The sequence below is a fragment of the Erysipelatoclostridium sp. An173 genome (genome assembly GCF_002160495.1).
Classification (GTDB): Bacteria; Bacillota_I; Bacilli_A; order Erysipelotrichales; family Coprobacillaceae; genus Thomasclavelia; species Thomasclavelia merdavium.
This window is the reverse complement of sequence record NZ_NFKR01000020.1, coordinates 13471-33727: the sequence shown is the minus strand read 5'-3', so window position 1 is coordinate 33727 and position 20257 is coordinate 13471. Positions and strand designations below refer to the sequence as shown.

General features: G+C 27.6%; 20 protein-coding genes. 6 read left to right on the top strand and 14 right to left on the bottom strand.

The features are described 5' to 3' along the window. Positions 1-14: 14 nt before the first annotated feature. Positions 15-356 (bottom strand): phenylpyruvate tautomerase MIF-related protein, encoded by a 342-nt coding sequence (locus B5F09_RS09385; RefSeq protein WP_087299285.1) that lies wholly within the window; start codon positions 354-356, stop codon positions 15-17. A 331-nt stretch (positions 357-687) separates the two neighbouring features. Between B5F09_RS09385 and B5F09_RS09380 the strand changes: the two genes are divergently transcribed. Beyond that, entirely contained in the window at positions 688-891 is a 204-nt protein-coding gene (locus tag B5F09_RS09380) for a cold-shock protein (RefSeq protein ID WP_087299287.1), read from the top strand. Between the two features lie 33 nt (positions 892-924). Here B5F09_RS09380 and B5F09_RS09375 read toward each other — a convergent pair whose 3' ends face one another. Continuing rightward, a complete protein-coding gene (locus tag B5F09_RS09375; RefSeq protein WP_087373792.1) occupies positions 925-1701 on the bottom strand; it encodes a Cof-type HAD-IIB family hydrolase in 777 nt (258 codons plus the stop codon). 140 nt (positions 1702-1841) lie between these two features. Here B5F09_RS09375 and B5F09_RS09370 point away from each other — a divergent pair, with 140 nt between their 5' ends. From B5F09_RS09370 to B5F09_RS09360, 3 genes are all read left to right on the top strand, one after another. Further along, the gene (locus B5F09_RS09370) at positions 1842-2636 is read left to right on the top strand and encodes an MBL fold metallo-hydrolase (RefSeq protein ID WP_087373790.1); all 795 of its coding nucleotides are present in this window, start codon (positions 1842-1844) and stop codon (positions 2634-2636) included. 71 nt (positions 2637-2707) lie between these two features. Then, a complete protein-coding gene (locus B5F09_RS09365; protein ID WP_087373788.1) occupies positions 2708-5587 on the top strand; it encodes a PD-(D/E)XK nuclease family protein in 2880 nt (959 codons plus the stop codon). Further along, the gene (locus B5F09_RS09360; protein WP_087373786.1) at positions 5577-9278 is read left to right on the top strand and encodes a UvrD-helicase domain-containing protein; all 3702 of its coding nucleotides are present in this window, start codon (positions 5577-5579) and stop codon (positions 9276-9278) included. Before B5F09_RS09365 ends, B5F09_RS09360 begins: the two co-directional genes overlap by 11 nt. 35 nt (positions 9279-9313) lie before the next feature. Here the strand turns inward: B5F09_RS09360 and B5F09_RS09355 are convergent, their stop codons facing one another. Continuing rightward, a complete protein-coding gene (locus tag B5F09_RS09355) occupies positions 9314-10321 on the bottom strand; it encodes a nucleoid-associated protein (RefSeq protein ID WP_087299296.1) in 1008 nt (335 codons plus the stop codon). A gap of 67 nt (positions 10322-10388) precedes the next feature. Between B5F09_RS09355 and B5F09_RS09350 the strand changes: the two genes are divergently transcribed. After that, complete coding sequence (locus B5F09_RS09350) at positions 10389-11117, top strand: YaaA family protein (protein WP_087373784.1); 729 nt, start codon at positions 10389-10391, stop codon at positions 11115-11117. Between the two features lie 18 nt (positions 11118-11135). Here the strand turns inward: B5F09_RS09350 and hisC are convergent, their stop codons facing one another. Genes hisC through pfkA form a run of 3 tightly spaced genes read right to left on the bottom strand, consistent with a single transcriptional unit; the run spans position 11136 to position 13965 of the window. Continuing rightward, positions 11136-12191, bottom strand: a complete 1056-nt coding sequence (gene hisC / locus B5F09_RS09345) for a histidinol-phosphate transaminase (RefSeq protein ID WP_087373782.1) — start codon at positions 12189-12191, stop codon at positions 11136-11138. Between the two features lie 12 nt (positions 12192-12203). After that, complete coding sequence (locus B5F09_RS09340; protein WP_087299303.1) at positions 12204-12992, bottom strand: Cof-type HAD-IIB family hydrolase; 789 nt, start codon at positions 12990-12992, stop codon at positions 12204-12206. 13 nt (positions 12993-13005) lie between these two features. Next, positions 13006-13965 carry a 6-phosphofructokinase gene (pfkA, locus tag B5F09_RS09335; protein WP_087373779.1) on the bottom strand — a complete coding sequence of 320 codons (960 nt, stop codon included), beginning with the start codon at positions 13963-13965 and terminating at the stop codon, positions 13006-13008. A gap of 265 nt (positions 13966-14230) precedes the next feature. On the opposite strand from pfkA, the gene B5F09_RS09330 reads away from it, so the two are divergent. Continuing rightward, complete coding sequence (locus tag B5F09_RS09330; protein WP_087299307.1) at positions 14231-14572, top strand: helix-turn-helix domain-containing protein; 342 nt, start codon at positions 14231-14233, stop codon at positions 14570-14572. Positions 14573-14646: 74 nt separating this feature from the next. Here B5F09_RS09330 and B5F09_RS09325 read toward each other — a convergent pair whose 3' ends face one another. The 8 genes from B5F09_RS09325 to B5F09_RS09290 form a co-directional block, all read right to left on the bottom strand. Continuing rightward, the gene (locus B5F09_RS09325) at positions 14647-15522 is read right to left on the bottom strand and encodes a zinc ribbon domain-containing protein (RefSeq protein ID WP_087299309.1); all 876 of its coding nucleotides are present in this window, start codon (positions 15520-15522) and stop codon (positions 14647-14649) included. Between the two features lie 8 nt (positions 15523-15530). Further along, positions 15531-15980 carry a thioredoxin family protein gene (locus tag B5F09_RS09320; protein WP_239404303.1) on the bottom strand — a complete coding sequence of 150 codons (450 nt, stop codon included), beginning with the start codon at positions 15978-15980 and terminating at the stop codon, positions 15531-15533. 65 nt (positions 15981-16045) lie between these two features. Next, the gene (gene gpmI / locus B5F09_RS09315) at positions 16046-17563 is read right to left on the bottom strand and encodes a 2,3-bisphosphoglycerate-independent phosphoglycerate mutase (protein WP_087299312.1); all 1518 of its coding nucleotides are present in this window, start codon (positions 17561-17563) and stop codon (positions 16046-16048) included. 97 nt (positions 17564-17660) lie between these two features. Then, positions 17661-17843, bottom strand: a complete 183-nt coding sequence (locus tag B5F09_RS09310; protein ID WP_087299313.1) for a hypothetical protein — start codon at positions 17841-17843, stop codon at positions 17661-17663. A gap of 49 nt (positions 17844-17892) precedes the next feature. After that, the gene (locus tag B5F09_RS09305) at positions 17893-18273 is read right to left on the bottom strand and encodes a hypothetical protein (RefSeq protein ID WP_087299315.1); all 381 of its coding nucleotides are present in this window, start codon (positions 18271-18273) and stop codon (positions 17893-17895) included. Beyond that, on the bottom strand, positions 18254-18847 hold the full coding sequence (locus B5F09_RS09300) for a CDP-alcohol phosphatidyltransferase family protein (protein WP_239404302.1): 594 nt from the start codon (positions 18845-18847) through the stop codon (positions 18254-18256). Before B5F09_RS09300 ends, B5F09_RS09305 begins: the two co-directional genes overlap by 20 nt. Before the next feature lie 61 nt (positions 18848-18908). Next, entirely contained in the window at positions 18909-19337 is a 429-nt protein-coding gene (locus tag B5F09_RS09295) for a GNAT family N-acetyltransferase (RefSeq protein WP_087299317.1), read from the bottom strand. Then, entirely contained in the window at positions 19337-20254 is a 918-nt protein-coding gene (locus tag B5F09_RS09290) for an alpha/beta fold hydrolase (RefSeq protein ID WP_087373775.1), read from the bottom strand. The genes B5F09_RS09295 and B5F09_RS09290 overlap by 1 nt, the downstream gene beginning before the upstream one ends. Positions 20255-20257 lie beyond the last annotated feature (3 nt).

Sequence of the window (20257 nt, the reverse complement as noted above, 5' to 3'; positions counted from 1 at the left end):
GGGATTTTACCATCCTAAATCAATGTACCTTGTTTACCCCAGTTTGGATATTCATCAAAAGATACATAAATATCATCAACATCAATATTTGTCGTTTCTTTGATCATCACAACTAACTTTTCAGTAAATTCTTTTTTAGCATTTAAATCAACTTTATTATATAATTTAACAGCAATCATCATACATGGAATATCTTCGCCACGGAAATACATGATTTGATTATCTTCTAGATGTAACATTAAATTTTCTTCTTTTTTACCTGGCAAAATACTAATCAATTCCCCAGTTCTTTTAGCGATTTCATTTTCTTGACGAAGTGTCAATTTATGATTAGTTGTAAATGAAATAAATGGCATAATAAAAACCTCCTTTGTCTTATACTATATTATTCTACCATTGTTTTATTCTAATGTTAATAAGATAATGGTTGAAGTTATTATTTTATACTACAGTATTAATGTGTATTTTAAATTAACAATATTATCGAACTAGCAAAAAAGCACTCTATTGCTTTATTTATTTGATTATGGTACAATAAAAGTGCAAAAGTAGCAATATAATTTTCATAGTATCACAAGTATTAGAAGATTGTATTACCTTTATGTACCACCCACAATCCGATATTTGTGATTACGCGAGTTACATAGAGTATTTCCTTTTTGCACATATTTCAAGGAGGTACCAACAATGAGTACAGGAAAAGTTAAATGGTTTAACCAAGAAAAAGGTTACGGATTCATTACTGATGACGAAGACGGAAAAGACGTTTTTGTTCATTACACAGCAATTAATGCTGAAGGATTTAGAACATTAGAAGAAGGACAAATCGTTGAATTTACTATTAATCAATCTGATCGTGGTCCTCAAGCTCAAAACGTAACAGTTAAATAGCATTATAAAAACCCATAACTGGGTTTTTATTTTTTAGTCAATTATTTTATAATGTGCCAATGCTTTATAAATGCCGCCATCATTAATATCACCAGTGATATATTCACAAGCTTTTTTAGCTTCATCAACACCATTTAACATAGCTATTGAATGCCCCACCGCTTTAAACATTGGTATATCATTAAGGCCATCACCAAAGGCATAACTATCTTCTACTGAAATATTTAATATTTTCAATAATTTTGTTATCCCCACCCCTTTATCATAACCAATGACTGTGGCATCAGCTGAATTATGTCCACTATGAACATTAAATATTATACGATCATCAAAATATTTTGCAATTTGGTTAAAATGTTTTTCATCTTTAAAATGTACATCAAACATATGTGCATTAATATCAGATAATTTAAAATCTTCAATATAATAAGGATGTTTAAAATCATTTTGCATATCCAATAATTTATTAGCTTCAATATTAAAAGCATAACCATTATAACTGCCATTAAAATTATAACCGCATTTTAATTTCATAAAGCCATCCACAAAACATTCCACTTCCTGTAAAGTTAATGGTTCATCTAAAATGATTTGATCTTTATATACGATATATCTTCCATTACCACAAATAAAACCATCTACATATTTTTGATAATGCTCTTTAGCATAAATATAAGGTCGTCCTGAACAAATAAAAATATAATGACCTAATTGTTTTAGCTTATTTAAAGCCGTAATTGTATCAGCAGGGATAATATTTTTATCAGCAAGAGTTCCGTCAATATCAAAGAAAAAAATTTTTTTATTCATTATTATTTTCCTCCTCATTTAATTATACAAATAATTAAATTATTTGTATAATAGTTTATTGTAATAAAGGATATTCTTGCTTTTTTTGATGATTACGATATACTTTTTATAAATACTAATATTATTTATATGAGGTTATTATGGAAACTTATGACGCAATCAAAATAAATGAACAAAGTTATTATATAAATGATGAAGACCAGGATTCTTGTTATTTAATTATTGGAGAAAATAAGACTTTATTAATTGATTTAGGCTTATTTAAAAAGCCTTTATTACCTACTATCAAAGCTTTAACAAATAAAGATCTTATTGTTGTTTGTAGCCACGGCCATGTCGACCATATTGGCACAATCAATGAATTTGATAATGTCTACTTATCACATTTAGATAAAGACGTTTACTTTGATAATCAAAAATTACAGCCAGATTTTCCATTGATTGATTTTAATAACATCAAAGATTTAAAACCATATCAAAAATTTGACTTAGGCCAAATAACAATCGAAGCAATCCCATTAGCTGGTCATACTCCTGGATCAATGATTTTTTTAGATACTAAAAATCACGCTGTCTATACTGGTGATGCCATTGGTTCTGGCTGTGGTGTCTGGATGCAATTATTTCATAGTTTAAATTTAAAGACGTACCAAAAAAATCTAAAACAAGCTATTGATTACTTAGAAAAAACTGGTGTCGATCAAACATGGAAATTCTGGGGTGGTCATAACCAGCAAGAATCAATGTCAAAAGTCAGCTCATTTAATCGTCTGGATTTTGATTTAATGAAAGATATGTATCAATTATGTATTAAGTTAATCAATCATGAAATAACCGGTGTATTAAATCAAGCTCCTACTTTTGATAATCATCAGGCATTTTATGCCAGCTATCAAAAAGCAGAAATGATTTTTCAAGAAAACAGTTTAAAGTGAAATTAATAATTTCACTTTTATTATTTTGAAATAATCTATGATAAAATAAAAGCTATATCGGAGGTACTTTTATGAAAACAATAAGTGGTTTAAATTATACTCTAAAAATTAAAGAATTAATAAAAAACACTATCAACGAAGCTCAAAAAAACATTTTTGAAAATTATTATTTCATCGTTGATGATCCTCTTTTCTTTGAAGAAGCATTTTTCAAATATACTGACACTCTTTTTAATATCAGAATCATAACATATAATACTTTAATCAATAATTTATTAAACCATTATCAAATATATAACCAACAAAAACTATCTAAATTAGAAACTATCTTAATGATCAAACAAATAATCGAAACAAACAACTATATTTTTAACACTAATAACAAAATGGAATTAATCCCAGAAATCATCAATATCTTAGAGCTTTTTTATTTAGAAGAATTAGACAATCCTGATATTGAAACTCTACCAGATTTATCTAAACAAAAAATTACAACAATTATTGATATTTATAAACAATTTAAACTTGCAACGCCTAAAGATAAATGTTTTCAATATGAAGATCTTTTATTTAATCACTTTAATGATTCACTTAAAAATAATCATTATTGTTTTATAACTGAAAAAATCTTTACCAAACATCGTTATAAATTAATTAATCAGCTTGCTAGTATTAGTGACGTAACTATTTTAATGAACAACAGTGATGATAATCGTGATTTAAATAAACCATTTATAAATTATTATGATAAAGATAACGATATTATCAAAGATGATGATCTTTATTTAAAACATTTAAATACTTATACATTTTCATTGCAGGCACCAAAATTTAATGATCAAAGTCCATTATATAAAATAGCTCAAACAACACCCAAAGCCGAAATTGAAAGTGTCATTTTAAACATCTATCAAGATATTGTTGATAACCAGACTTACTATCATGATTATGCTATTTATTATCCTAATCATGAATATAAAATGTTACTAATCAACACTTTAGAACAATTTAATATTCCTCATAATCTTAGTAAAAGTCTAATTTTTAAAGAAATGAATGCTTGTCTTTCATTTCTTAAATATAAAATAAATAAGCAAAAAGATGATTTATTAGATCTTCTTGATAGCAGGATGTTAAAGAAATTCAATGATTTAAATTATCTTGATCGTATTAAAAAGAATTATTTAGAAAATAATGTCTTAGATGATCCATTTTCAAATTATGATTTTAATCAATGTGTTACTTTAAATGATTATGTCAAAATAATGCTTGAATTTATTGATCAAGAAATGATTACTAATGAAAATGTCATTACACTAATCAATTATTTTAAGGAATTTCAAAGTACTCAAGAATTTTCTCTATCTGATTTTTATATTCTGATTAAAAAAACTAAGCCCGAATTAAAAGAAGATAAAAAGCCATGTAACGATCATCTTTATTTATTAAATTATGATCAATGTTATAGTGGTATTCTTGATTGTAAAAAGGTCTATTTAACTGGAGTTAATGAAACAGTTGTTCCACTTCAATTTAAAGATACCGGTATTTTATTAGACCAGGATCTAAAAAGCTTAAAATTACCAGATTTAAGTTATCAAATCGGTTCTAATCAAAATAATATTTTAAAAGCATTAAACAGCAATAATAACTATTTAGTTATCAGTTTTGCTAATGCTTCAATAGATGGCCAGCCTTTATTAAAATCATCATTATATAATCAGTTAAATAATATGTTTGATATTAAAAATATTGATATTAGTAAAGATTATTTACATCAAAGCTTAAAGAAAAATCTTTATCTAAAAGGTCAGCAAGATTCAAAGCAAACAGCTTTAAATACAATGATTGATAAATATATTCAAAGTCGTAATCAGCCTGGTAGCCTAACAACACCACTATTTTCTAATTACCTTTCTGCTAGTAAATTAGAAACTTATAATGGCTGTCCTTATAAATATTACAATCAATATGGCTTAAAATTATATCCTTTTAAAAAGCCATCTTTTCAAACAAATGAAATTGGTTCAATTGTCCATTATGTACTAGAAAAAACTAAAGAGTTATTTAGTCAGCTGGTCATTGATGTTGACACATTACCAAATATAATTGAAAAATATGTAAATGAATATATCGATAATAATGAACTAAATGATCGTTTGAATGATTACAATAATATTTATATTATTAAAACTGTTAAACAGGATTTATTAAATACTATTATTGTATTAAATCAGCAGTTGCAAGCTTCTGATTTTGAAATTGTTGGCAGTGAAATTGAAATCAAAAGAAAATATCCAGATTTCAACTTTACTGGTATTGTTGATCGCGTTGATCAAAGTGATAATTATTTAAAAATTATCGATTATAAATCAAGTAATAAAGATTTAAATATTTCACTGGCAATCCAAGGCTTTAATATTCAAATGCTGCTATATCTTGATACTTTAGCTTCTAAACAGCAATTAGATTTAGGAGGATTATTGTATTTCAATACTAAAAAAAGAATTCTAGCCAGCAGTTTAAAAATAACTGAAGAAGAATCAAGCGAAAATTTCTTTAAGCAATATCGTATGAATGGTTATGTAAATGAAGAAGTGGTTACAAGAGTCGATAATGAATTTGAGCGTAATTCCAATATTATTAAAGCACGCTATGTAAAAAAAGATGATTGTTATAAAGGGAATATTTTAAGCAGTTTTGCTTTAAAACGATTAATTGATTATGTAACTGGTCATATTGAAAAACTATATGATAGTTTAAGTCATGGTAATATTCAAATTGCTCCTAAAGGCAGCGATGATCCGGCTATTTTCACTAAAGTTAATCCATGTACTTACTGTAATTATCGTGCTATCTGTAATTTCGATGTTTTCTATAACGAATACACTCTTGTTAATAATGAAAATTTAGAATATTTAATAAAGGAAGGTGAAGATAATGCCAATTAACCCATTAAACAGCGGTCAAGAAGAAGCCGTAACTAGTCGGGGCTGTTCAATTCTTGTTTCTGCTCCAGCTGGTTCTGGTAAAACAAAAATTTTAGTTAATCGAATCATGGCATTAATCGAAGAAGATGGCTATAATGTTGATCAGCTTTTAGTTCTTACTTTTACTAATGCTGCTGCATTGGAGATGAAACAGCGTTTACAAGTTTCCCTAGATCAGCGTCTTCAAGAAAATATCAGTGATTCTTTAAAACAACATTTATTAAAACAAAAACAGTTATTACCAAAAGCATACATAACTAATTTCCATGGTTTTTGTAGCACTTTATTAAAACAATATGGTTATCTAATTGACTTAAATAGTAATTTTGACATTACTAGTGATCCAACATTAATCAAACACCAGATTCTAGATCAGTGTATCGCTAAATGGGTTAATGACGACCAGTTTATTGATTTTGTAAACACTTATTTCCCTGATTATTATTTTGGTAAATTTAAAAACGCTATTTTTAAATTTGAAAATTTAAGCAATACAATCTATAATTTTGATCAATATATTGATGATATTAAAACTAATATATATGATCATATAATTAATAACAATGAAGATTCAATTAATACTTGGCCAATTACTAGACCAATCATTTCATTATTAAAAAAACAGGCAATAATGGGAATAAATAAAGTCTATGAACTTGCAAATTTTGCTGATAGTCATAATTTAGGTTTTTACTGCCAAAACCCTTTTGATAGTAATTCAAAAAAAGGAAGTATGCCTACACCATTTGATGCTCACTTAAAATACTATTATGATGTTATTAAAGCAATTGAAAGTAATAATCTTACTGAAATAATTAGAGCAAGCAATGCAAAACTAATTAAAAGCTATGATAGTCGTGGTTTATTTAATGAAGATAACGAAGAATATAAAGCTAAGTATAATAGTTTAAAAACAAATGTTATTAAGTTCTATCGTGATAAATTTAATGATTTAGTTTATGATGATTTTGAAGAATTTAAAAAAGTTTTAACTACTTCTATAAAACCATTAGAACAGCTTGTTTTTTATCAAAAAGAATTTAAAAAAGCTTATCAAGAATATAAACAAACTAATAATTTACTAGATTTTAACGACTTAGAAGCTAACGCTTTAAAAATACTGGCGCCACAATATGGTATTGTTGATTTACTTTATCATCAATTAAAAGAAATTATGATTGATGAATATCAAGATACCAATCAAATCCAGGAAACATTAATTGATAAAATTGCTGATTATAAAGAACCAAAGATCAATCGCTTTATGGTTGGAGATATGAAACAATCTATTTATCGTTTTAGAGAAGCCGACCCTGAAATCTTTAATCAAAAATATTTAACTTTTAATCAAATACCAAATACCAAAAGAATTGATTTAAGATATAATTATCGTTCAAATAAAATTGTTCTTGATAGTGTAAACTATATTTTTAATCAAATAATGGATCAGGATATTGGTGGATTGGATTATTATTTAGACGATAGTGCTAAACTTAACTATGATTTCTTAAGAAAAGAAGGTGCTAAAGAAGTCGATGAACGTGAAGAAGTTACTGCCAAGGCATCAAAGCGTTATGATAATGAAACTCGCTTTACAAGTGAAGTTTTACTATCTTATCAAACCAGAACTACTAATAATGATGCTGAATTAGAAGCTAAAATGGTAGCTAAAAAAATCCAGGATATGATTGGAAATTTACAACTTGATAATTTTGATAAAACAACACGACCTGCTAATTATCGCGATATTGTTGTATTAATGCGTAATACTCGTAGTTTTATTGCTTTTAAAAAGATTTTCAATCGTTATCATATTCCTAGTCATATTGTTTTATCACAAGGCTTTTTACAAGAACCTGAGATAATTAGTATGATCCATGTTTTAAAAGCTTTTAATAATCATCTTGATGATATTGCTTTTACAAGTTTATTAACTGGTAATTATTTAATTAGTAATTTTGATGAAAATTTAATTGCGAAAATTAAAACTGATGAATCACTTAGTATGTATGATAATTTAATCAATTATATTAATGAGCAAAAAGATAATTATGAAATATTGGAAAAATTTATTAATTATTATCATCAAATGCGTGATTATTTTATTTATCATAGTGTTAAAGAAGGAATAGAAAAATTTATTGATGATAGTGAATATTTAACATTTTTAGCCTCATTAATAAACGGTAGTCAAAGAGTAGCTAATATTGAATTATTTATTGAAAAACTAGGAGAAATAAATGATGATTCTTTAAATAGTATTACCACTAAATTTACAAACATGTTGGAAAATGGCATTGGTGTTTCTCCAGCAACCGTTTCTAGTAATGATGATAACGTTGTTTCTTTTATGACAATTCATAAATCAAAAGGTTTAGAATTCCCAATTGTTTTTGTTTCCAATTTACAAAATAAATTTAATTTACAAGATGCAAGAGAACAGATCATCAGTGATAAACGACTAGGAATTGCAATCAAGCCTCGGGTTAAAGTTGATTTACCACCATATCGTGATGTTGTTGTTGAATATGAAAATAAATATCGTAAAGTCATTGCCAGCTACCAGACCAATGAAGCTATCAATGAAGAAATGCGTATTTTTTATGTTGCTTTAACAAGGGCTTCTCAAAAATTAATTTTAACTGGATTAATTAAAGAACCTCAAGATATCATTAAATATCAAGAATACGTAATAACTAATGGAACAGATTTTATTAAAAATCCACGGTGTCAAGATAAAGTTATTTTATATCATAACGCTAGAATGCAAAATAGTTATATGGATTGGCTAATGGTTTCATTAATGAGTCATGATAATATCATTGAACAAGGAATCAATAAAAATTTATTAGACTCTAATCATGAAGATGAATTAATCGAACAAATTAAACATAATTTCCAAACTATTATGATTCATCAAAATAAAAATCTGATTCAAGATAATACTAAACATAGTAAATTTTCAATTAAGATTTTTAGTCATGATGATATTGAACAACAGATTATTATCAATAACTCACAAGAATCAAAATTAGATTTAAAAAATTATCAACACTATAACGACTTTGTCTATCCATATCCAACCAACCTTGATAAAGCTATTGCTGTAACTAGAAAAATCGAAGATGGTGACCGTAGTTTCAGTGATATTAGTTATGATAGTAATGATATTAATGTCGATGCTAGTACGCGAGGAACAATTATTCATAGTTTCTTAGAACATTTAAAAATAATACCAGAATTAGATTTTAAACAAGAAGTTATTCGTTTAAAAGAATCTAATCTATTTAATGATGATGAATGGTCCGTTATCGAGCGATATTTACCTCATTTACAAGAATTCGTTGCTAGCGATGTCTTTAGTTTAATGACAAATAGTCAACATTTATATCAGGAAAAAGAATTTTCAATGCTTGAAAACGGACAAATAATCCATGGTATTTTTGACGTTGTATGTATCAATAATGATGAAATAACTGTAATTGATTATAAAACCGATAATTTAAATAAAAATACTGATGATAAAACATTAATTGCTTTACATCAGCCTCAATTAGAGTATTACAAAAAAATCTTAGCTCGTATTTTTAAATCAGCTAAGATCAAAGCCATCGTCTATTATTTACATATTGACCGTTATGTATCATTTTAAAGAATCAAGGAATAGCAAACGCTATTCCTTATTTTTTACTTAACTACAATATCTTGAATATTTTTTAAAATGATTTTTGTTTTACCATTTTCATCAATTTCTTTTTCAATATCAATACCATCTAAATAATCTTCAACATTTAATTCAATAATTCGATCATCATCTAAAACCAGCTTACAACGTGACATTCGATCTAAAGAAATTGGAACATTAACAATTTCATCATCTTCTTCTATTCCTAAATCTTTCATGATTGTTTCTACTTCTTCACTAGCATTATAATCATCACCCATTACTTTTTTAGCTAATTCTAATGGTTTTACTGGTCGATGTTCCATGACTAAATCCACTAATTCTTTTTTTACAACTGGTAATGGATCTCCATCGATTACATTATATTGACTATCTACTTTTTTAACTACCTTATTAACAATACTCATTTTTTGTTTATCAGTAAGCTTTGGTTCACCTTTAATATACTGTTCATTTAAATAATATCCCGGTTTACCATCTATCATAAATCTTTTTTCAATGATTGATAAAATACTATCTTCAACATTGATAATAATTGCTTCTTCAACTGCTGTAGTTTTATTTGGTAAAATCTGCTGATTAACAAAGCGTATACTTTGTTTTCCATCAACTTCTTCAATTAAACTCATTGGCATTGTTTTATAGTTTAATTTAATTACTAAAATATATTTTTTACCATCAACTTTCAATTCAACAAACATTAAATTAGCATTAGGCATTTCTTCAATCTTAGTACAAAGATTAAAAAGATCTTGAGTAATCTTAATAGATTCTTCTTTGAATGTTTCATCACTTTCTAACATATTTCTAGCTGCTTGTAGTAAATGATGCTGACTACCAACTACTAATTCTTTAATACCAGTATTTTCTAAACATTTTTCAATTTTTTTATCATAATATTCAGTTGTTCCTTCTACTAAATTGATAAAAGTATCCGAATAAATTACTTTACTATGTTCTAAATCCAACATATGAATCAATATTTTATCAATTATAATTGTATTATTCATCTTTTCATCACCATGACAAGTATACCATATTTAAGAAAAATACGATATAATAAACTCGGTGATAAAAATGAAAATAATTATAGCTCCAGCTAAAATAATGAAAAACAAACAATTAAATATTAAACAGACTGATTTATTATTCCCTAATAAAACTGCCTATCTTCATCAATACTTACAAAATTTTAGTGTTGAAAATCTTCATGATACGATGAAGATTTCTTTTAAGATGGCCCAAACAGTCTATGATTATTATCATAATGATGATATTAAAACTACACCTGCTCTTTTTTGTTATCAAGGAACAGTGTTAAAACAGCTCAATTTAAAAACTTACGATGAATCCGATTTTGACTATTTAGATAAATATTTAACTATTTTATCAGCATATTACGGTATTTTAAAATACAATACTGGTATTACTCCTTATCGCTTAGATATGACGATGAAATTAAATATCGATCTTTATCAATATTGGCAACAAGAAGTTGATGATTATTTTAAAAATGAAGATTATCTTATTTCTTTAGCGTCTAACGAATTTGTGAAAATGGTCAATCATCCTAATATCATTAATCTAGATTTTGTTGAAGATCGAGGTGGTAAATTAACTCGTAATTCAATGTACGTTAAACAAGCTAGAGGAAAAATGTTAGAGATAATGGTTAAAAATAAAATCACCTCTTTAAAAGCTATCCAAGAAGTAACTTTTGATGATTATGTTTATCAGCTGTCTTTATCAACTGAAAATAATTTTGTCTATCTTCGTAATGGTAAAAAAACATATAAAAAATTATAACCAGATTAACTAATCTGGTTATTTGTTTAAGTATTCTTTTAAAAAGGCTATTAAGCGCTCCATTTGTTCATCACTGCCAATACTGATCCGTAAATACTGATCAATTCGTTCTTGATTCCAATGGCGAACAATAATTCCCGCTTTTCGTAACGCTAAAAATAACTCTTCACCATCAACATCAGGGTGTCTAACAAAAACAAAGTTAGCATAACTGTCTGGAACTATAAAACCTAAATCTTTAAGTTCTTTTTTTACTTTTTCTCTAGTATTAATTATTTTTTGACATTTATTTTTAGTATCTTGATCATCTAGAATGCTAGCTAAACATACTTGTTGAGCTATATAGTCAATTGGATAAGAGTTAAAAGAGTTTTTAACATCATATAGATGACTAATTGCCTCTTCACTTCCTAAAGCTACTCCTAGACGAATTCCAGCTAATGAACGTGATTTTGAATAAGTTTGAATTACTACTAAATTATCATACTTATTAATTAACGGTACACAACTTTTGCCACCAAAATCTATGTAAGCTTCATCAATAACTACGATACTATCAGGATTATTTTTTAGCACGGTTTCAATAAAATCCAAATCAACTAACAAACCAGTTGGTGCATTAGGATTAGGAAAAATGATACCGCTGTTAGGCTGATTAAAATCAGTAACGTTGATACTAAAATCATCATTTAATCTTACTAATTGATAATTAATCTGATACAAATTACAGTATACCGGATAAAAAGAATAAGTTATATCTGGAAATAAAACCGGATCTTCCCCATTAAAAAAAGTTAAAAATGTTAATGCTAAAACTTCATCAGATCCATTTCCTAAAAAAACCTGTTTTTCATCTAAATTATAATAATCAGCTAAAACTTTCCGCAGCGTATTAGCATCACTGCTTGGATATAGTCTTAGTTTTTCAATATCAATATTAGCTAAAACTTCCTTTACTTTATCACTTGGGCCATATGGATTTTCGTTAGTATTCAATTTTATCATATCAACAATTTTTGGTTGTTCCCCTGCAACATATGGTTCAACGCATCGTAGTTTATCTTGCCAGCTCATTTTTATTCCCCCTTAAATATTTATCATTTCTGCAATTAAATCAGCTACATGTTCTACTTGTTTATCAGCATGTTTACAAATATCATCTTCAACATGGTTAAAAGTATAACCCCAAGTTGCACTTTCAAACATACTAATATCATTATATGAATCCCCTATTGCATAACTGATTAATTTGTCATCAAGCAAGTTGACTAATGTTTCAATCCCCGTTCCTTTAGTACAATTACTAGGTGTAATATCTAAATAAATAGTATTTAATGTACCATGGGCTTCAAAGTCGTAATTTTCTTTAATATAATTTTGAATTTTCAATAAGTTATCAATATTTTGATCATCCTGATGTAAAGCAATGATATCAAATTCTTTTACCAATGGATATTCTTTTAAAAAATTATAATCATTACTTTCAATAATCTTACCATTATGATCATATTCATAAGTAACGCCTTGAAAATACGCCAAGGTTTTTTGACCATCATAGAAATACAACCATAAATCAGGATAATTTAAGCAATGTTCAATAATCTTAGAACCAATTTGATTAGAAATCACTTTTTTAAACAATTCTTGTCCTTGATCATCAATAATCTGTGCTCCATTATTTAAAACTAAATAATCATATTTTAAATCTAATTGTCTAATTGCCTTGATTGCTTCTTCATAATTACGCCCCGTATTAAAAGCAAACAAATGACCACTTGCTCTTAATTTTTCAATCATTTCTTTATCCTTATCATAAAGCAAGCCATCTTGATTCATAATTGTTCCATCCATATCACTAAATAAAATCTTTTTCATTATTACCTCCAGGCTATACCAGATCTTCAAAAAGCTGATATAACATTTGATTATTTTTATTTACTTCTGTTAATGCTTCATCAATTTTTTTAGCAACTATTTGACTATCAACTAAACAGACACATTTACCATTTTCACCATGTTCAATCAATTCAATTGCTTTATTAGCCATTCTTGAAGCTAAAATTCGATCTTCGGGCACTGGTGAGCCCCCACGTTGAATATGTCCTAAAACTATCGAACGCCCTGAAAATCCAGTTTCATCGCTAATTCGCTTAGCTAACTTTTCGACATCAAATATTTTTTCACTAGCAATGACAATCGCATGTCGTTTATTATAGACAGTTTCATTTTTTATTAATTCATCGATAATATGCTGTTCATCATAGCCAGTTTTATTTGTAATAACTAATTCACTACCACAAGCTATCGCTGAATATAAAGCCAAACTATCAGCATTATTACCCATAACTTCAACAACAAAACAACGATGATGAGAGCTAGAAGTATCCCGCAATTTATTTACTGCATCAATTATATTATATAAAGCAGTATGAAAACCAATCGTTTCATCAGTACCATTAATATCATTGTCAATAGTTCCAGGAATAGCAATACAATTTATGCCTTTTTTTGACAAAGCTAAGGCACCACGATAACTGCCATCTCCTCCAATGACTACTAAATTATTAATTTTTAAATCTTTCAAGTTTTTAACAGCCTGGTCTTGAACATTTTCTTCTTTAAACTCTGGCAACCTTGAAGATTCTAAAATAGTTCCGCCTCGTGCTAATATTTCTGAAACGTCACTATACCCCAATTTCTTTATTTTTCCAGCTACTAAACCACAATAACCTTCATAAACACCATACATTTCAAAACCATGCTGGATCCCCACTCTAACAAGTGCTCTAATTGCTCCATTCATCCCTGGGGCATCACCACCAGAAGTTAATATTGCAATTTTCTCCATTTTACACCCCTCCTATTTTTATAAAAATATATTGCCCCTATATTGTTATTTTTACAAAACCGTTTTGATTTATGATAATGATTATAACATGTTTCTATCCGATAATAAATCTCATGTGATTTATATTTAAATATTATGTCAAATTTTTTCTAGATATCACAGTAATAACACATATAGTGTGCATTTACTAAAATTATTGTCCATTTTGTGTAAATTTTTATTTTTCGTCAAATCTTAACCTATAATACAGTATGAGGTGTAAAAGATGACTAGATTAACTGGAGAAAGAATTGCATATTTACGTGATGAACATAATCTAGAACGTAAAGAACTTGCCAAGATCATCGGCGTTAAACCCCGCACTTTAGCTGCTTATGAGCAAGGAACACGCGATCCTAGTACTAAAGTATTAAGAGCTATGGTCGAGTACTTCAATGTTACATCAGATTATATTCTTGGTTATACTAATAAACCAATTAATTTAGATGAAATACGTGATCAAGAAAATACCTATATTGATTTACCAATTACAATTCAAGTTTCTGCATATAAATATAATATCGTTAAAGATTTTGTTGAATTTATTGCTAATAAAAAAGAAGATTAAGTTACACACTGCATTATAAGTTATTTTATGCAGTTTTTTATCTATAACAAAAAAACTGGAGCAGTACTCCAGTTCTATACCAATTTTTCTAAATCTATTTCTGTTTGATATGTTAATCTAAATCGATAATCTTTTTCAGCCCCTAATATTCTCATAGCAACTTCAGTTTCATCCTGATTATCATTAACACCAAGACCATAATTACCTAGAGTTAGAGTTTGGTTATTGAAATCTGTTTCTAGCGCATTGAATTTTTCAGCAGTTTGATTATAGCACTTAAATTCCTGTTCACCATTGAACAAAGTTACTATTTCTTTAGCAAACTGACAACTTTGATCATTTATCTTCATTGCTTCGAAATTTTCAAATCCACTAGCATTATATTCTACATTAATACTATTAGTTTCACCAGATAAATCATAAGATAAAGCTATCTTAATACTTTCATTTTCATTAATTGATAAATCATAATTAATGTCACTATAAATATTATTTTGATCAGTTACATAAAAATTATAATCTTTATCAAAATCTACATCACCATATTTACTAGCAATTGTTTTTAAATCAGCCTCTATATTTTCAATTTTCTCTACATATGGATCACTATTTTTAACTAAATCACTAAAATCTTTTAATGATCCAAAATAGTATTCAATTATTTCACTACTAGCATCTACTTCTCCTAATGGACCAACAGTTATCGCACTTTCTGGTGTCGTACCATTACCACTTGCAGTTGCCATATCTTCACCTAATAGACTACCAAACATAAAAGTTGTTAAAACTGGTGAAAAAATTAAAATTAAAGCTAAAATTGTATAAATATAGTTAGGAAAAGAATTAGTTCTTTTCATTGGCTGATAGCCTTTTTCTAATCGATTACCACAATAGGGGCATACTTTAGCGCTATCAGGAATATTCTTTTTACAATATGGACATTTTTTCATTCAATCACCTACTCATAAATATTTGTCATCCAAGACTTAAATTCTTCAATATATTTTTGCTTTTCTTGAGCTTGTTTATCTTCGTCTTTTATCTCATAGTATTCTTGACTTAAATAAGTATACTCATCAATTGTTTCACCTTTATTAACTAATTTTAGCGTAGGTGTCCAATCAAAATCAAGTTCTTCCCTGATATTATCATAAAAATCAATTTCTTCCTTGCTAGCACCTTCTTTAGAAGCCGCATCACGAAAAGCCTGAATATTTAAATAATAAAGATATGTCCCTTCATTTTCTTCTATATAGGAAGTCAATATCGGGTAGAATTCCTGACAATCCTTGCAATCAGGACGGCCAATATATAATACAAATAGTTCATTGCTATTTAGTTTTTCCTGCAAGCTTTGATAATCAATCTCATGAATTCCTGATAAACTGGTATCTTTTTGAATATGCATAGTGGATGCTTTTTGGCATCCACTAATAGTTAAAATTAAAATAATTAAAGTAATTAACTTTTTCATTATTTAAGTAAAGATTGTCCATCCATTTCTTCAGGAATTTCCAATCCTAATAATTGTAAGATAGTTGGTGCTAAATCACCTAATTTTCCACCTTCTTTTAATTCTAAATGAGAATTAGTTACAATTAAAGGTACTTCATTTGTTGTATGTGCTGTAAATGGATTACCTTCTTCATCTAATAACATTTCACTGTTACCATGGTCAGCTGTGATTAACATAGTTCCACCTAATTCGAATACTTTGTCATAAACAGCACCAACACATTCATCAACAACACTTACTGCTTTGATTGCTGCAGGAATAACTCCAGTATGTCCAACCATATCGCAGTTTGCAAAGTTTACAATAACAACATCATAGATATCTTTATCTAATTCAGCGATTAATTTATCTTTTACTTCATAAGCAGACATTTCTGGTTGTAAATCATAAGTAGCAACTTTTGGAGAATTTACTAAAACTCTTGTAGCTCCTTCGATTTCTTTGTCTAAACCACCGTCAAAGAAGAAAGTAACATGAGCATATTTTTCAGTTTCTGCAATACGTAATTGTTTTAATCCTTTAGCTGATAAATAATCTCCTAAAGTATTAGTTAGTTTAGCTAAAGCAAAAGCAATTCCACCATTTACACTATCTGCATATTTCATCATACAAACAAATGTAATATTTTTTGGAACGTTTTTAAATTCATAATCATAGAAACCATCATTTGTAATTACAGTTGATAATTGAATAGCTCTATCTGGTCTAAAGTTAGCAAAAATAATTGAATCACCATCTTGAACTTGTCCATCAACATTTTTGTTATAACCTGGTACAACAAATTCATCATATACTTCTTTTTCATATGAATCTTTAACATATTGAACTGGAGATTCAAATACTTCCCCTTCATGATTAACAATTGCATTGAATGCTAATTCAACGCGATCAAATCTCTTATCACGGTCCATTGCATAATATCTTCCAGAAATAGTAGCAATTTCACCAACACCGATTTCTTCAATTTTATCAACTAATTCTTGAACGAAATCTACACCACTATCAGGAGCAACGTCACGTCCATCTAAGAAAGCATGTACATATACTTTTTCTAAACCTTCTTGTTTAGCTAGTTTTAATAAAGCATAAATATGTTCATTAGAAGAATGAACCCCACCATTAGATAATAATCCCCAAATATGTAATTTTGTATTATTATCTTTTGCATTTTTAATTGCTTTTAAAAATTCTTCATTTTGATAGAAACTTCCATCAGCCACTGCTTTATTGATTAAAGTTAATGATTGATAAACAGTTCTACCAGCACCAATATTTAAATGACCAACTTCACTATTACCCATTTGTCCATCAGGTAATCCTACTGGCATTCCTGAAGCCTTAATTGTAGTTGTTGGATAAATAGCCATTAGATCATCTAGATTAGGGGTATTTGCTAGTTTAACTGCATTCCCATCAATTCGTTCACTTATTCCGTATCCATCCATGATACATAATACAATAGGTCTTTTTTTCATTTATAATTCCTCCGTTTTCATGACAATTATAACTTGTTTACTTATAATAATCAATAAATTAAAACAACTATTGATAGTTAAAATCAATAGTTGCTACTTACTTTTTCTTTTTAGGGGAACTTAAAATGTACATTCCAAAAAAACAAAGTATTAATGGCCAATAACCCTTAACATAATATGCAATTGTTGCTACTATTCCTTGAAAATCCTGAGTTCGGTCCATTGTCAAAATTATCCCTAAAATTATTAAAACAATTCCCGCATTTTTCCTAAAATCCATTTTGATCACCCTTTATATCATATCAAGAGCAATCAAATGAATTTGTCGATTAAAGAATCGAACGAGCAAACTGCATTAATCTGCTTAATTCAATTGGTTCCTTTCCTTTTTTTGAATAAACATAGATTTTTTCATGATCATGATATTCAAATTTATTTGAATGAATAATACTATTAATATCACGACGAATTTCTTCATCAATATGAATAAACATATTCTCTGACATTTTTCTAAGCAAAATACATAAACTTGCCAATGCCAATTCTAAATCAAAATAGGAATGAATGAGATCTTTTTGAATAACTTCATCATCAAAAACACCTTTTTTTTCTTTTAGTTTATCAATATAATTCAATACCGCATCAACACTATTTATTTCATCTTCAAGCATATCTAAATAGCATTCTTCTTTAATCAATCTTTTGTTCATCTTTTAACTTATCCTTATCTTTTATCATCTGTCTTAATTCTTTTGCGTATAATATAAATGACAAAAACATCAACGCACTACTAGTAAAAATCATTATTTGACTTGGTACAGTATTTGGGATATGCAAACCAATCAATAATATTACTACTACATAAAAATAGGCTGTTGCAATTTTGCCCCACCATGAAGCACCCTTAACTTTAACACCATAATCATATAAGTATAAACCAACAATACCTAACATTCCATCCTTTAAAACAATTATCACTAACAAAATCCAAGCTAATGGATAGGTAAATAAAAGAGTAATTGCAATCGTAAATTGGGTTATTTTATCAGCAATAGGATCTATTAATTTCCCAAAATCAGTAATCATATTAAACTTACGAGCAATAAATCCATCTAAAAAATCACTCAAACCTGATAAAACTAAAATAAAAGCTGCCGCAACATAGTGATACTCCCACTTGGCATAAAAATAGACAAGTAAAAATACAGGTATTAATAAAATTCTAAAATAGCACAAACAGTTTGGTATATTAAAAAAATTTGTTTTATCTTTCATTTTTTCCATATTAGTTCCTCTTTTAATTAATTATAGTATTCTTACTAAATATGTCAATAATTGCCAACTTTTATATCTTTTTTACCATTGTAATATGAGGGCACCACTCATCATAATAAATATCACCAAAACTTTCATATCCTAGTTTTTGATAAAAATTCATTGCTTGCTGTTGAGCTGATAGTTCTATTTTTTTAAACCCTAATTTTTGAGCCTCTTTTTCTAATCTTTGAACAGCTTTTGCTCCTAAACCATGTTTACGATATTGTTTTAATACTGCAATACGCCCTAAAATCATTGTTTCTTCATCTTTTTGATACATTCTAGCTGTTGCCACAGGATGACTATCTAAATATAACACTAAATGATAAGCACTATTATCAATATCATCAAATTCATTTTCAAAACCTTGTTCTTCTACAAAAACTGCTTGTCGAATCATTTTTGAATCATCAAAATTAACTTTGCCATGGTTTAATTGATATGTAATTTCATCCATTATAATTTCCCCCGTTTTTCTAATTGTTGATTTAAATAAGTTACAATATCATGATATACCAGTTTTTTATTTTTCTCATTTAAGATTTCATGACGCATCTTTTCATACAATTTAGCTTCAACATTGTAATAACCCTGATTTTTTAAATGATTAACTGCCTGATAAAAAGATTTTTGATTGACTAAACATGGATCTTCATTTCCTGAGATAAATAAAATTGGTAAATCAGCTTTAATATGATAATCAAAATTTTTATATGTATTAATCATTAAGTCTAATAAATTATAATAACCATTTACTGTAAAATTAAAATTACACAACGGATTACTATTATATTGATCAACTACATTACTATCACTACATATCCATTCGTTAGGTTTGTCAAAACCATGATTAAACATTCCAAGTGACATATAATGCATTAATTTACTACGATAATGATCTCCTTTAAATTTAGCGATAATACTACAAATCATCTTACCAAATATCGCTAATTTATTTTTACTAGGACTACCACAAACAATTAGTCCATCAATAGCCTGACTATAAAATCGCAAATAATTTCTCACTACTAAAGACCCCATTGAATGACCAAATAAAAATATTGGTAAATCTGGATATCTGTTTTTGATATAACATGTTAACTGATAAACATCGTCTATTAATACCTGACTATTCTTTTGATAAAAATAGCCTAAATCATCTTTATTTAAAATACTAGCACCATGACCACGCTGATCATGAATAATAACTCCAAAACCATTTTCATTTAAATATTTGATAAAATCTAAATAACGTTCTTTATGTTCACACATACCATGAACTATTTGAACAATTGCTTTGGGTTGTTTACTACATGATACAATTACTGAAAGTGGTAACTGATCAGTTTTTGAATTTATTGTAAAACTTTCCATTGT

Coding starts and splice junctions, on each gene's coding strand:
- B5F09_RS09290 (WP_087373775.1), bottom strand. CDS start 20,254: ATGGAAAGTTTTACAATAAATTCAAAAACTGATCAGTTACCACTTTCA.
- B5F09_RS09350 (WP_087373784.1), top strand. CDS start 10,389: ATGAAAATAATTATAGCTCCAGCTAAAATAATGAAAAACAAACAATTA.
- B5F09_RS09340 (WP_087299303.1), bottom strand. CDS start 12,992: ATGAAAAAGATTTTATTTAGTGATATGGATGGAACAATTATGAATCAA.
- B5F09_RS09365 (WP_087373788.1), top strand. CDS start 2,708: ATGAAAACAATAAGTGGTTTAAATTATACTCTAAAAATTAAAGAATTA.
- B5F09_RS09355 (WP_087299296.1), bottom strand. CDS start 10,321: ATGAATAATACAATTATAATTGATAAAATATTGATTCATATGTTGGAT.
- B5F09_RS09385 (WP_087299285.1), bottom strand. CDS start 356: ATGCCATTTATTTCATTTACAACTAATCATAAATTGACACTTCGTCAA.
- B5F09_RS09295 (WP_087299317.1), bottom strand. CDS start 19,337: ATGGATGAAATTACATATCAATTAAACCATGGCAAAGTTAATTTTGAT.
- B5F09_RS09375 (WP_087373792.1), bottom strand. CDS start 1,701: ATGAATAAAAAAATTTTTTTCTTTGATATTGACGGAACTCTTGCTGAT.
- B5F09_RS09370 (WP_087373790.1), top strand. CDS start 1,842: ATGGAAACTTATGACGCAATCAAAATAAATGAACAAAGTTATTATATA.
- B5F09_RS09310 (WP_087299313.1), bottom strand. CDS start 17,843: ATGGATTTTAGGAAAAATGCGGGAATTGTTTTAATAATTTTAGGGATA.
- hisC (WP_087373782.1), bottom strand. CDS start 12,191: ATGAGCTGGCAAGATAAACTACGATGCGTTGAACCATATGTTGCAGGG.
- B5F09_RS09320 (WP_239404303.1), bottom strand. CDS start 15,980: ATGCATATTCAAAAAGATACCAGTTTATCAGGAATTCATGAGATTGAT.
- B5F09_RS09380 (WP_087299287.1), top strand. CDS start 688: ATGAGTACAGGAAAAGTTAAATGGTTTAACCAAGAAAAAGGTTACGGA.
- gpmI (WP_087299312.1), bottom strand. CDS start 17,563: ATGAAAAAAAGACCTATTGTATTATGTATCATGGATGGATACGGAATA.
- B5F09_RS09300 (WP_239404302.1), bottom strand. CDS start 18,847: ATGGAAAAAATGAAAGATAAAACAAATTTTTTTAATATACCAAACTGT.
- B5F09_RS09360 (WP_087373786.1), top strand. CDS start 5,577: ATGCCAATTAACCCATTAAACAGCGGTCAAGAAGAAGCCGTAACTAGT.
- B5F09_RS09330 (WP_087299307.1), top strand. CDS start 14,231: ATGACTAGATTAACTGGAGAAAGAATTGCATATTTACGTGATGAACAT.
- pfkA (WP_087373779.1), bottom strand. CDS start 13,965: ATGGAGAAAATTGCAATATTAACTTCTGGTGGTGATGCCCCAGGGATG.
- B5F09_RS09325 (WP_087299309.1), bottom strand. CDS start 15,522: ATGAAAAAATGTCCATATTGTAAAAAGAATATTCCTGATAGCGCTAAA.
- B5F09_RS09305 (WP_087299315.1), bottom strand. CDS start 18,273: ATGAACAAAAGATTGATTAAAGAAGAATGCTATTTAGATATGCTTGAA.